Source organism: Nitrospirillum amazonense, assembly GCF_007828045.1.
Lineage (GTDB): Bacteria > Pseudomonadota > Alphaproteobacteria > Azospirillales > Azospirillaceae > Nitrospirillum > Nitrospirillum amazonense_C.
Map to the genome: position 1 here is coordinate 144986 of NZ_VITN01000005.1, position 12672 is coordinate 157657.

Consider the following 12672-nt stretch of genomic DNA (forward strand, 5'->3'; position numbering starts at 1 on the left):
AATCAGAAAGCCCGGCGGACGCAACGCCCCAAATCGCCCAGACCTTTTCCGCGAAGCGCTGGCGCCGATCCCCCGGCGTGGCACTATGGCGGCACCTCCTTCACCCGGCCACCCCATGCCCCTCCCGCCGTATATCCCCGCCCTGGCCCTCCTGCTACTGACTGGGACCGCCCTGGCGGCCCCGGACGCCCCGCCGCCCACGCCGCCCACCGCCGCCGACGCCGGCCTGCTGGCGCTGGACGCCCGGGCGCGCGCCGGCGACGCCCAGGCGCAATTGGACCTGGCCGACGCCTATGGCGACGTCCCCTTCGACCGCCCCACCGACGTAGCCCGGGCCAGCGCCTGGTACCGCCTGGCCGCCGCCGCCCCGGATACCGACATCCGCCGGCAGGCCTGCGCCGCCCTGGGCACGCTGGAGGCCGGTGGCATGGGCTGGCCGGAGAACATCAGCGCCGCCCTGCCCTGGTACCGCTGCGCCGCCGACCTGGGCGACACCCAATCGCAGTTCAATCTGGCGCTGCTGTATGACGAGGGCGTGGACATCCCGGCGGACACGCCGCAGGCCGTCCGCTGGTACCGCCGCGCCGCCGAGGGCGGCCTGGTGCTGGCGCTGGAACGGCTGGGGGCGCTGGCCGAACGCGACCATGACCGGGACGGCGCCGCGCGCCTATATGGTGAAGCGGCGGCCAAGGGCGACATCGCGGCCGCCCAGGCCCTGGCCCGTCTCAAGCGGGGCGAGCCGTCGCCGCAGGTGGTGGGCATGGGCCTGGCGGCGCAGTCGCAGGACCCCGCCACCGTCAAGCCGCCGCCCAAGCCTGTCCCCGGCCAGCCGCGCACGCCGCCGGCCGCCGTTGGCGGGGACGGCCTGCGCCTGATCCAGCGGCGCCTGCGCGACCTGGGATACCTGCACGGGCCGGCGGACGGCCGCCTGGGGGCCCGCACCGCCAACGCCATCCTGGCCTATGAGGTGGCGCATCCGGCGGTTTGGGACGAGACGGCCCCGCCGCCGGACGGCTGGCCGAGCCGCGACCTGCTCGCGCGGCTGGCCCGGCACTGAGCCTCAGGCGTCCGCGACCACCTCGGCCGCCGGCACCTCGGGCAGCAGGGCGGTGGCCTTGACCCACCAGGTCGGGCGCACGCGGTTGATCAGGGCGGCGGCCGAGGCCGCCGCCGCGACATCGGCATAGAGGCCGACACAGGTGGCGCCGCTGCCCGACATGCGGGCCAGCAGGCAGCCCGGCGTGGCATCCAGGGCGGCCAGCACGTCGGTGATGGCGGGCGACAGGCTTTCGGCGGCGGCGCCCAAATCATTGCCCCGCGCCCGCAGCAGCTGGGCGAAGTCGGCCACGTCCACGGGATCGCGCTCCAGCCGGCCGGCGGTGGACCAGGCCCCGGTCCGGGCGGCGAAGACGTCCTTGGTCGGCATGTGTACGCCGGGGTTCACCAGCAGCAGGGCGGTCGGCGGCAGGATGGGGCCCGCCACCACCTGCTCCCCCGCGCCGCCGAAATAGGCGGTGCGGCCGAACAGGCACACGGGCACATCGGCGCCCAGCGTGGGGGCCAGCTCCACCAGGCGAGGGTCGTCCTGCGCCACGCCCCACAGCTCGGCCAGGGCTTTCAGCGTGGCGGCGGCATCGGCCGAACCGCCGCCGATGCCGGACGCCACCGGCAGGTTCTTGGTCAGGCGGATGGCGACATGCGGATCGCGCCCCAGGACGTCGGCCAGGGCGTGGGCCGCGCGCGACACCAGGTTGCGGCCCGTGCCCTCGGCCACCAGGGTGCTGCCGAAGGGGCCATCGATGGCCAAGCTGAACCCCGGCGCCTCGGTCACGGTGATCAGGTCGTGGGCGGTGGCGAACACCACCAGGCTGTCCAGCTCATGATAGCCGTCGGGCCGCTTGCCCAGCACGTGCAGGTACAGGTTCAGCTTGGCGGCGGCGGCGGCGCTTACCGTGGTCACGGGGATTGGTCCTTCAACAAATCTCGGGTATCGGAATTATCGCGGCGCGGCGGGGTCGCGCTTCAACTTTTCATCCAGGGCCGCCTTCAGGCTGTCGTCCGGGTTCTCGCGCGCGGCACGCTGCCACTGATAGTGCGCTTCGAGCCGGCGGCCGGTGGCCCAGTAGGCGTCGCCCAGATGGTCATTGATGGCCGGATCGCGGGACTTCAGCTCCGCCGCGCGCTCCAGCAGATCGACCGCGCCGGGGATGTCGCCGGCGCGATACTTGGCCCAGCCCAGGCTGTCGATGATGGCGCCATCGTTGGGCCGCAGCTTCACCGCCTGCTCCAGCAGCTGGCGGGCCTGGTCCAGCTTCACGCCCTTTTCCGACCAGGCATAGCCCAGGTAATTCAGGACGCCCGGCTGGTTGGGCTGCAGTTGCAGGGCGCGCAGCAGGTCGGACTCGGCCTCCGGCCAATGCCCCATCTGGTCCTGCACCGTGGCGCGGGCGTAGTAAAGGAACCAGTCGCCGCCATTCGGGCGGCCGCCCAGGCGTTCGATGGCCTGGTTATAGGCGGTCAGGGCTTCGGGAAGCTTATGGTCGGCGCGCAGCAGATCGCCCAGGCGCACCAGGGCGTCGCTACGGTCCGGCCGCTCGGACGCCATGGCCCGCAGGATGCCGGCCGCCTCCTGCGTCTTGTTCAGGCGGGCCAGGGCGTCGGCCTGGCGCAGGCGCGCCGCCCACAGCAGGCCCACGTCCGCCTTCTCCCCCGTCTTCATGCCCAGGTCGGCGACCACGGCGGCGTATTCGGCCGCGGCCTCCTGGTCCCGGTCCATTTCCGTCAGCGTTTCGCCCGCCAGCATGCGGGCGGGGGCCAGCGACGGGTCCAGGTGCAGGGCCAGGCGGGTGTAGAGCAAAGCCACCTCCGCCACCTTTTCCTGGTTGATGGCGGCGGCCACATCGAACAGCGCCTCCGCCAGGCCCTCGGTGGCATTGGCCACCATGCGGCCCGGGTGGGGGCGGGACAGCAGGGCGCGAGCGGCATCACCCATGGGGCCCCTGGGGTCCGCCTGCAGAATGGCCGCCACCGCCGCCTGTGCCAGGTCGGCATGGCCCATGCGCATCTCGAAATTGGCGCGCAGCATGGCGACGCGCAGCACCTGGCCGCCGTCCGAGGCCTGGGCGTACCAGCTGCGGGCCGCATCCTCGTGGCCCGCCAGATCCTCGATCAGGGCGGCGTGCAGGGCCGCCATGGCGCGGAAGGACTGCTGCGCCTCCAGCGGTTCCAGCGCCGCCTTGGCGGCGGCCCAATCGCCCTTGCGCGCCTTGACCCAGGCGGTCACCAGCGGCCGCATGAAGGTGCCCAAACCGTCCTGGGGCAGGGCGTCGATGGCGCGCAGCGCGCCGGGCTCGTCCCCCGCCGCCACCGCGTCGGCCGCCAGCAGGGTCAGGGCCACGGGGTTGCCGTCCTTGGCCGTCACCAGGCGCTTGGCCAGCGGCAGCGCCACCTTGGTGCGCCCCAGGCCGACATTGATCAGCACGGCACGGCGCAGCAGGGTCAAGTCATCGGGGTCGGACTTGAGGCTGAGGGCCAGGAAGTCGGCCGCGGCCGCCCAGTCACCCGCCCCTTGCGCCACCTTGCCGGCCACGAAGGCCGCCAGCGGATCGGGGCCGCCCGCCTGCTCCGGCGCCTTGGCCGCCCAGGCGGAATGCCCCCAAGCCCCTGTCAGGCCCGCCGTCAGCAGGCCCGCCATGACTACCGTTGATGTCCGCCGCAAAAACCGCACGAGATCGCCGCCGTCTATTCTTAAGTCTGGGCCCCCAAGCTAATCGGGAAACGCGGCCGGAACAACCGCGCCGGTCGGACCCGGGCGGAAACAGAAAAGGCGCCCGGTGCGGGGCGCCTTTTCCTGAAGCGGGCCTGGGCCGGCTCACATGTTGGGATAGTTGGGACCCCCGCCGCCCTCCGGCACCGTCCAGTTGATGTTCTGCGTCGGGTCCTTGATGTCGCAGGTCTTGCAGTGCACGCAGTTCTGCGCGTTGATGACGAAGCGCGGGTTCTGGCCGTTGTCGTCGCGCGTCACCTCGTACACCCCGGCGGGGCAGTAGCGCTGCGCCGGCTCGTCATATGTGGGCAGGTTGAAGGCGATGGGGACGGTCGGGTCCTTCAGCTTCAGGTGCGACGGCTGGTCTTCCTCATGGTTGGTGTTGGAGATGAACACCGAGGACAGCCGGTCGAAGCTGATGACGCCGTCGGCCTTGGGATAGGCGATCTTCTTGGCGTTGGCCGCCGGCACCAGGCTTTCGTGGTCCGGCTTGCCATGATGCTGGGTCCAGCCCACCAGGAAGCCCAGCTTCAGGTCGTTCAGCCACATGTGCAGGCCGCCCAGGGCCGTGCCCAGCCACATGCCGTGCTTCAGGCTGGGCTTCACGTTGCGCACCTTGTACAGGTCCTGGAAGACCCAGCTCCGGCGCCACGCGGCCTCCAGCGCCATCAGCTCGTCATGGCCCTCGCTGCCCGCCGCCAGGCGCTCGAACGCCGCCTCGGCCGCCAGCATGCCGGTCTTCATGGCGTTGTGGCTGCCCTTGATGCGGGGCAGGTTGACGAAGCCGGCGGCGCAGCCGATCAGCGCGCCACCGGGGAAGGCCAGCTTGGGCACGGACTGCAGCCCGCCCTCGTTGATGGCGCGGGCGCCATAGGACAGGCGCTTGCCGCCCTCCAGATAGGGGCGGATCAGCGGATGCTGCTTGAAGCGCTGGAATTCCTCGAACGGCGACAGGTAGGGGTTGGTGTAGTTCAGGTGGACGACGAAGCCGATGGCCACCTGGTTGTCCTCCAGGTGGTACATGAAGGAGCCGCCGCCGGTCTTGCTGTCCAGCGGCCAGCCCTGGCTGTGCAGCACCAGGCCCTGTTTATGCTTGGCGGGATCGATCTGCCACAGCTCCTTGATGCCGATGCCGTACTTCTGCGGGTCCACGCCGTCGCGCAGGTTGAAGCGGGCCATCAGCTCCTTCGACAGGTTGCCGCGCACGCCCTCGGCGAACAGCGTGTACTTGCCGTGCAACTCCATGCCGGGGGTGTAGCGGTCCGTCGGCTCCCCATCCTTGCCGATGCCCATGTCGCCGGTGGCGATGCCCTTGACCGAACCGTCGTCGTGGTACAGCACCTCGGCCGCGGCGAAGCCGGGGTAGATTTCCACACCCAGTTCCTCGGCCTGTTGCGCCAGCCAGCGGCAGACGTTGCCCAGACTGACGATATAGTTGCCGTGATTGTTCATCAGGGGCGGCAGCAGCGCATTGGGAATGCGCATGGAGCCGACCTCGGTCAGGATGTAGAAGCGGTCGTCGGTGACCGGCGTGTTGAGCGGCGCGCCCTTCTCTTTCCAGTCGGGGATCAACTCGTTCAGGGCGATGGGGTCGATGACGGCGCCCGACAGGATGTGGGCCCCGACCTCCGAGCCCTTTTCGATGACGCAGACGCTGATGTCCTTGTCCGCGGCGGCGGCCAGCTGCTTCAGCCGTATCGCGGCCGACAGCCCCGAGGGGCCGGCGCCAACGACGACGACGTCATACTCCATCGACTCCCGTTCCATGTCTTTCGCCTTCTTTTTCCCAGGTTACCGGTGCGGAGTTCCGTGGCTTGATTGCGGGGGCTTGATTGCGGGGGCTTGCGTGCGGGCCCTCGCGGACGAACCCTATGGGGAGCGCGTCATTTTCGCGCGCGCTCGCCCCATGCGGTTGATGAAGAAACACAACGGCGATGGTAGGGTCAAATCATGATTGACACGGCAAAAGCCGTCACGGATCTGGCCTGGCTGGTCGAGATCGGTGCCGACGAAGCGATCAACGACCAGCCGACGGACTGGACCCAGGTGGCCAGCCGCAGGACGCCTACTGCGCGCGACGCCGGCCCGACCCGCCGGCCGGCCGACGCCCCGTCCGCCGCCGCCCCTGGCGGTTCCGCCACACCGCCGGAAAAAAGTTTCAGCGCGCCGCCACCCATGGGCGCGCCTGCCATGGCCGCCGCCGATGGCCCCCTGGGTGGCCCCCTGGGTGGGAACGAGGCCAAGGCCAGCGCCCGCAGCGCCGCCATGGCCGCCACCACGCTGCCGGATCTGAACAAGGCCCTGCTGGCCTTTGATGGCTGCCCCCTGAAGCAGACCGCCAGCTCCACCGTCTTCGCCGACGGCAACCCCAAGGCGCGCGTCATGCTGGTGGGCGAGGCGCCGGGGGAGCAGGAGGACCGCCAGGGCAAGCCTTTCGTCGGCCCCGCTGGCGCGCTGCTGGACAAGATGCTGGCCGCCATCGGCCTGGACCGCCATGCCGAGGAGCCGGACAAGGCCGTCTACATCAGCAACATCCTGCCCTGGCGCCCCCCCGGCAACCGCAACCCCACGGACAGCGAAATCGCCGCCTGCCTGCCCTTCATCCAGCGGCATGTGGAAATCGCGGATCCCGACATCCTGGTCTTCCTGGGCGGCATCTCGGCCAAGACCCTGCTGGCCAAGACGGAAGGCATCACCCGCCTGCGCGGCCGGTGGTTCGATTACGGCAGCCCCGGCCTGACCCGCCCCCTGCCCGCCCTGGCCCTGCTGCACCCCGCCTATCTGCTGCGCAACCCGGGCGCCAAGCGCGAGACCTGGCGGGACCTCCTGTCGCTGCGCCAACGTCTTCAGGTCTTGCCGCCCCGACTGTAAGGCCGCATAAACGACGATCATCCCTTGCGCCGCCTCGGCGCTCGTGTTCTACATATGTTCCATAGCCCTCTTCACTTTAATTCCCGGCCAGTGATGAACGGACGGATGGACGGCAAGCCGGCATGACCCTCCCTGTGACCTCCGCCCCCTCCCCCGCCACGCCTGACCTAGACCCGGCGCGCGACCTGCTGGCCGTGGCCGGCAAGAAGCGTTTCGCCACCGTGCTGGCCGACCCGCCCTGGCGATTTGTGAACCGCACCGGCAAGATGGCGCCGGAGCATCACCGCCTGTCGCGCTATGGCACAATGTCGGTGGAGGAGATTTGCGCCCTGCCGGTCTCCAAGGTGCTGGCCGACACGGCCCACCTGTACCTGTGGGTGCCCAACGCGCTGTTGCCGGAAGGGTTGCAGGTCATGCAGGCCTGGGGCTTCCAGTACAAGACCAACCTGGTGTGGCACAAGCTGCGCAAGGACGGCGGGTCCGACGGGCGCGGCGTGGGCTTCTACTTCCGCAACGTCACCGAACTGATCCTGTTCGGCGTGCGCGGCAAGAACGCCCGCACCCTGGACCCGGGCCGCACCCAGGTGAACTATCTGGGCACCCGCAAGCGCGAACATTCGCGCAAGCCCGATGAGCAGTATGAGCTGATCGAGGCGTGCAGCCCCGGCCCCTATCTGGAGATGTTCGCCCGCGGTGCCCGTCCCAAATGGACCGTGTGGGGCAACCAGGCCGACGACAGCTATGAGCCCACCTGGGACACCTACGCCCACAACTCGGCCACCCAGCGCAGGGTCGCGGCGGCGGAGTAAGGCAATTCACCCCGGGTCGCGGCTGCCTACAGACCGTGCCTGACCCGGGAAGGCCCTTATCGCCCCCGCCGGCCCCAGAAGCGGGGCTTGCGGCTGGCCTGGTCCTCCAGGAAGGACTCCTCCAGCGCCGCCATCTGGTCGGCGGTCAGGCCCAGGGGCAGGTAGTCTATGCCCGACAATTGGCGCAAGGCTTGATCATCCATGGCCGCCTGAGTGCCGGAGGCCCGCTTACCGTCATCCCTGAACAGACGCCTCATTCCAGATACCTCGGACACCACCGCCAAGCGCGCCATGACCAGCGTTGGCCCGGCTGCGGCTCCCTGAAAGCCCGCAGCCGGACACCAAAGGGATGACGTTTTTCAACGGCCAAGGCCATGTAGCAAAAGGTTAGGCTGCTGCAACCGACAGGTCTAAGCCACGGATTAGGCCCCAGGATTAGGCCAGGGTAGTGCTAAGGGCGGCGTCCAGGTCGGCGATCAGGTCGTCCACATCCTCGATGCCCACCGACAGGCGCACCAGCCCGTCGTCGATGCCGGCCGCGGCCCGCAGCTCCGCCGGGATGGAGGCGTGGGTCATGATGGCCGGATGCTCGATCAGGCTCTCCACCCCGCCCAGGCTTTCGGCCAGGGAGAACAACTCCGTCCGTTCCAGGAAGCGCTTGGCGGCTTCCAGCCCCCCCTTCAGGCTGACGGACACCATGCCGCCGCCGCCCCGCATCTGGCGCTTGGCCAACTCATGCTGCGGATGGCTGGCCAGGCCGGGATAGCGCACCGCCGCCACCGTCGGGTGGCGTTCCAGCCACTGGGCGATGGCGGCGGCGTTGGCGCTGTGCCGCTCCATGCGCAGGGATAGGGTCTTCAGGCCGCGCAGGGCCAGGAAGCTGTCGAAGGGCCCGGCCACGGCGCCCACGGCGTTCTGCAGGAAGCCCAGGCGGTCGGCCAGATCCCCCTCCTCCCGCACCACGGCGACGCCGCCCACCATGTCGCAATGGCCGTTCAGGTACTTGGTGGCCGAATGCACCACGATGTCGAAGCCCAGCTCCAGCGGCCGCTGGGCGTAGGGCGTGGCGAAGGTGTTGTCGCACACGGAAATCAGCCCATGCCGCCGGGCGAAGGCGGCCACCGCCTCCAGGTCCACCAGCTTCAGCAGCGGGTTGGTCGGCGTTTCCACCCACAACAAGCGGGTGTCGGGCGTCAGCGCCGCCTCCAGCTTGGCCGGGTCGGTCATATCGACGAAGCGGGAGGTCAGGCCCATGGAGCGCTTGCGCACCCGTTCCAGCAGGCGGTAGCTGCCGCCGTAGAGGTCGTCCATGGCGATGATGTGGCTGCCGGCGTCCAGCAGCTCCAGGATGGTGGCCTCCGCCGCCAGGCCGGAGGCGAAGGCGTAGCCCCGCACCCCACCCTCCAGATCCGCCACGCAGCGCTCATAGGCCATGCGGGTGGGGTTCTGGCTGCGGCTGTACTCATAGCCCTTATGGACGCCGGGGCTCTCCTGCACGTAGGTCGAGGTGGCGTAGATGGGCACGGTGATGGCGCCGGTGCTGGGGTCCGGCTCCTGCCCCGCATGCACGGTGCGGGTGGCGAAGGCCCGTTGGTTCGACAGGGGGCGATGGTGGCTGCGGTCGGCCATGGGGGTTCCTTAACGGGGTGAAGCCAGAGGGGCAGGCGGACGTCAGCCCAGCTGGCGGCGCAGATGGTTCAGCAGATCGACGCGGGTCAGCAATCCCAGGAAGGCGTCGCCCTCCGTGACCAGGGCCACCATGTTGCGGCTGAAGATGGCGTCCAGCGCACTGATGGGCGCCGTGACCGGCACGGTTTCCAGCCGCGACGTCATAGCCTCCCGCACCGCCTCGCGGAAGCGCGACGGGTCGGGCTCGACATGCAGCAGCAGGTCGGACTCGTCCAGCAGGCCCACCACGCGGCCGTCCTGCATCACCGGCAGCTGCGAAACGTCGGAGATGCGCATGCGCTTGTACGCCGTCAGCAGGGTGTCGTCGGGGGAGACGGTGACCACCTGGCCCTTGTCCACCCGGCGGGTGATGAGGTCGCGCAGATCGCCGGTGCGGGTGCTGGGCAGGAAGCCCTGGTCGGCCATCCAGCCGTCGTTGAACATCTTGGACAGGTATTTGTTGCCTGTGTCGCACACCAGGGTGACCACGCGCTTGGGCGTCGTCTGCGCCCGGCAATAGCGCAGGGCGGCGGCGAACAGGGTACCGCTGGAGGAACCGCCCAGGATGCCTTCCTTGCGCAGCAGTTCGCGCGCCGCGTTCAGGCTCTCGGCATCGGGGATGGTGTATGCGTCCTCCACATACTGCAGGTCGCAGTTGGGCGGCACGAAATCCTCGCCGATGCCCTCCACCACCCAGCTGCCGGGCTCGTCATGCCGACCGGTCTTCACCAGGTCGCGCAGGATGGAGCCCTGGGGGTCGGCCAGCACCAGGCGGGTGCGCGGACTGGCCTGCCGGAAATAGCGGCCCAGGCCTGTCAGCGTGCCACCGGAGCCCACGCCCACCACCACGGCGTCCAGGCGCCCGTCCATCTGGCGCAGCAGTTCCGGCCCCGTCCAGCGCTCATGCGCCGCCGGGTTGTCGGGGTTGGCGAACTGGTTCATGTAGACGGCGCCGGGGATCTCGGCCGCCAGCCGCTCCGCGATGTCCTGGTAGTAGTCGGGATGGCCCTTGCCCACGTCACTGCGCGTCACGTGGATCTCGGCACCCAGGGCCCGCAGGTGGTTGATCTTCTCCGCCGCCATCTTGTCGGGGATGACCAGCACCAGGCGATAGCCCTTGGCGGCGCAGACCAGGGCCAGGCCCAGGCCGGTGTTGCCGGCCGTCGCCTCCACCACCGTGCCGCCGGGCTTCAGGCGGCTGGACCGCTCCGCCCCCTCCACCATGGCGAGGCCGATGCGGTCCTTGATGGAGCCGCCGGGGTTCTGGTTTTCCAGCTTCAGGTACAGCTCGCACGGGCCGGTATCGATCTTGGTGACGCGGACCAGCGGCGTGTTGCCGATCAGGGACAGGATGGCGGGACCGTCGTGGCCCTGGCCGCCCGAAGGGCTGTTATCGGTGGACTGAATGGGGGCGGACGACGCGTGCGCGATCGACATGGGGTACCCTCTCGGTCTGTTCGTTAAGCAAAACAGTGACCGATGGGCGGGGTACTTACAATCCCCCGTCAGTATAGACCCTCGCGGCGCCCCCTCCTGGCCACCGGCCAGCGGAAAGTCTTATTGCCTTTGCCGCAACGCACAATATTATAAGCTTGCGACGCGTGGCATTACTTCGAAATGTTCTGGCGGAATGGGGCGGTAATTCGCATCAATCAATCCGCGTTGGCGCAAATTGGCCAGATTGTCAGCCAGATTGTCGATGCAAGCGGCGCGGTCCCAGCCTTCCAGCCAGTTCTGCTCCAGGAAGGCCATGATGGCGGGCTGGCCCAGCTCCACCTCCCACAGGATGCCGATGAGGGAAGACAGGGCCTCTTCCTCGATCTGGGTTTCCTGGTCGACGCAGATGGCGGCGTTGGCCTCCTCCACCCGGCCCGTCTCCGGCCCGGCGCCCAGGCCGAAATCGACCAGGCCCCGCCGCTCCGGCGGCGCCACCAGCCAGTGGCCGATCTCATGGATCAGCACATAGGACTCGCTCTGGGTACGGATGGCGCGGCCATCCCAGCTGTAGGCCGCCATGGGCAGCTCATCGACGGTCTCGATGCCGAAGCGGTGGGCCAGCGCGATGCCGTCCGCCCGGTGCCGGGGCGTGTCCACGCCCAGGGGCACCAGGTTCAGGGTGCCGGCGATGCGCTCGAACACCTCGGCGACCAGCGGATCGGCGCCGGTCAGGCGGCCGCGCAGGTCGGCCAGGATGGCCGGCAGCTCCTCCAGCGCGATGGGGGTGAGGATCATGCCCGCTCCAGCACCACAAAGCTGTGCGCCGGGGCGGGATCGACCTCCACCTCCAGCGCCGGCACGTCGCGCCGCGACACCTCCCGCCACTCCGCCCGGTCGAAGGTGGGGAAGAAGGCGTCGCCCTCGGGGCTCGCGTGCACCTCGGTCAAGTACAGGCGGTGCGCGGTCTTCAGCGCGGTGGCGAACAGCAGCTCGCCGCCGATGACCATGACCTCGGCGGCGCCATCGGCCGCCGCGATCAGGCGGGCCTGTGAGAGGGCGGCGTCCAGGCTGTGGCAGACCACGCCGCCGTGGGCGCGGTAATCCTGCTTGTGCGTCACGATGATGTTGGTGCGGCCCGGCAGCGGCTTGGCCCCGATGCTCTCCCACGTCCGCCGGCCCATGACCACCGGCTTGCCCAGGGTCATCTCCTTGAAATACTTCAGATCCCCCTTCAACCGCCACGGCAGGCGGTTCTCCACGCCGATGACGTTGTTGGTCGACACGGCGGCGATGAGAGCCAAGGGAATGGACGCCAAAGGGATTGACGGGGAATCGGTCATGGGTGCGCGGAGCCTGGCTGATGAACGCTCAAGGCCTGCGGTTTTACGGCAAACCGCGGAGGGTGAGAATGCGGAAGATCAAGGGGCGGGGGTGCGTGCGTCAGTCGGCAGGGCACCAGCCCGCTCTGGTCAACTCGACGCGGCAAACTTCCGCCAATGCCGGCAGGCTCACCTTGACCGTTTCCCACAGGATGGCGCTTTCCCGCATGAAGTATTCATGGCCAACAGGTTACGCATGCCGAGGACTTGCCGCCACGGCACGTGCGGATGCCGAGCCTTCAGATCCTCGTTCAAATCCTTGGAGGATTCGCCGATGGCCAGGATGCGATAGGCGGTGGCGTCCTGAACATCCATGTCGCTTAGAAACGCTTCCCGGTCCAACGCCGCGACCTGGCGTTCGATCCGGTTGATCAGTTCCAGAATGTCCAGAAGCGTGTCGATGGCCGTAGCATCCGCCATCAAAACACCCGCACGGCATCCGCTTCAATCCGCCCTCGCCGCCGGGGATGGATGGCGTCGCGGGTCATGACATCCACCTTGGTGCACAGGATATCCTGCAGGCGTTCCTGTACCGCCGCCAGGCTGAACAGGGTGAAGCCTTGGGGCCGGTCCAGGTCGAAAAAGACATCAACGTCGGACGTGTCGGTCGCCTCATCCCGCGCGACGGAGCCGAACAGGAACAGCGCGCCGATGCCGGCGCGGCGGAATTCCGGTTCATGCTGCTTCAGCAGGGCAAGGACATGGTCGCGCTGCATGGGCCCAGGTGCGATCAAGGACGGTC

General features: G+C 69.1%; 13 protein-coding genes. 3 read left to right on the forward strand and 10 right to left on the reverse strand.

What is annotated here, in order from left to right; genetic code table 11:
* The first annotated feature begins 115 nt into the window (after positions 1–115).
* On the forward strand, positions 116–1057 hold the full coding sequence (locus FBZ89_RS10380; RefSeq protein ID WP_186457286.1) for an SEL1-like repeat protein: 942 nt from the start codon (positions 116–118) through the stop codon (positions 1055–1057).
* 3 nt (positions 1058–1060) lie between these two features.
* On the opposite strand, the gene FBZ89_RS10385 is transcribed toward FBZ89_RS10380, so the two are convergent.
* The 3 genes from FBZ89_RS10385 to FBZ89_RS10395 form a co-directional block, all read right to left on the reverse strand.
* On the reverse strand, positions 1061–1960 hold the full coding sequence (locus FBZ89_RS10385; protein WP_186457287.1) for a 4-(cytidine 5'-diphospho)-2-C-methyl-D-erythritol kinase: 900 nt from the start codon (positions 1958–1960) through the stop codon (positions 1061–1063).
* 36 nt (positions 1961–1996) lie between these two features.
* The gene (locus FBZ89_RS31500; RefSeq protein ID WP_246172127.1) at positions 1997–3694 is read right to left on the reverse strand and encodes a tetratricopeptide repeat protein; all 1698 of its coding nucleotides are present in this window, start codon (positions 3692–3694) and stop codon (positions 1997–1999) included.
* 177 nt (positions 3695–3871) lie between these two features.
* A complete protein-coding gene (locus FBZ89_RS10395) occupies positions 3872–5533 on the reverse strand; it encodes an electron transfer flavoprotein-ubiquinone oxidoreductase (RefSeq protein WP_145749921.1) in 1662 nt (553 codons plus the stop codon).
* Between the two features lie 183 nt (positions 5534–5716).
* Between FBZ89_RS10395 and FBZ89_RS10400 the strand changes: the two genes are divergently transcribed.
* Both FBZ89_RS10400 and FBZ89_RS10405 read left to right on the forward strand, forming a co-directional pair.
* On the forward strand, positions 5717–6637 hold the full coding sequence (locus FBZ89_RS10400; RefSeq protein ID WP_145749922.1) for a uracil-DNA glycosylase: 921 nt from the start codon (positions 5717–5719) through the stop codon (positions 6635–6637).
* A 122-nt stretch (positions 6638–6759) separates the two neighbouring features.
* Complete coding sequence (locus tag FBZ89_RS10405) at positions 6760–7446, forward strand: MT-A70 family methyltransferase (RefSeq protein WP_088871914.1); 687 nt, start codon at positions 6760–6762, stop codon at positions 7444–7446.
* A gap of 56 nt (positions 7447–7502) precedes the next feature.
* On the opposite strand, the gene FBZ89_RS10410 is transcribed toward FBZ89_RS10405, so the two are convergent.
* The 7 genes from FBZ89_RS10410 to FBZ89_RS10440 all read right to left on the reverse strand — a co-directional run bounded on the left by FBZ89_RS10410 (position 7503) and on the right by FBZ89_RS10440 (position 12664).
* Positions 7503–7703, reverse strand: a complete 201-nt coding sequence (locus FBZ89_RS10410) for a hypothetical protein (protein WP_145749923.1) — start codon at positions 7701–7703, stop codon at positions 7503–7505.
* A 178-nt stretch (positions 7704–7881) separates the two neighbouring features.
* Complete coding sequence (locus tag FBZ89_RS10415) at positions 7882–9075, reverse strand: cystathionine gamma-synthase (protein WP_145749924.1); 1194 nt, start codon at positions 9073–9075, stop codon at positions 7882–7884.
* A 42-nt stretch (positions 9076–9117) separates the two neighbouring features.
* Positions 9118–10551 (reverse strand): pyridoxal-phosphate dependent enzyme, encoded by a 1434-nt coding sequence (locus tag FBZ89_RS10420; RefSeq protein WP_246172128.1) that lies wholly within the window; start codon positions 10549–10551, stop codon positions 9118–9120.
* Positions 10552–10698: 147 nt separating this feature from the next.
* Positions 10699–11346: an elongation factor P hydroxylase gene (locus FBZ89_RS10425; protein ID WP_211115183.1), complete on the reverse strand. Its 648-nt coding sequence runs from the start codon at positions 11344–11346 to the stop codon at positions 10699–10701.
* Positions 11343–11852, reverse strand: a complete 510-nt coding sequence (locus FBZ89_RS10430) for a dihydrofolate reductase (RefSeq protein WP_246172129.1) — start codon at positions 11850–11852, stop codon at positions 11343–11345. Before FBZ89_RS10430 ends, FBZ89_RS10425 begins: the two co-directional genes overlap by 4 nt.
* Before the next feature lie 207 nt (positions 11853–12059).
* On the reverse strand, positions 12060–12350 hold the full coding sequence (locus FBZ89_RS10435) for a HepT-like ribonuclease domain-containing protein (protein ID WP_145749926.1): 291 nt from the start codon (positions 12348–12350) through the stop codon (positions 12060–12062).
* Positions 12350–12664: a nucleotidyltransferase family protein gene (locus tag FBZ89_RS10440; protein ID WP_246172130.1), complete on the reverse strand. Its 315-nt coding sequence runs from the start codon at positions 12662–12664 to the stop codon at positions 12350–12352. The genes FBZ89_RS10435 and FBZ89_RS10440 overlap by 1 nt, the downstream gene beginning before the upstream one ends.
* Positions 12665–12672: the final 8 nt, after the last annotated feature.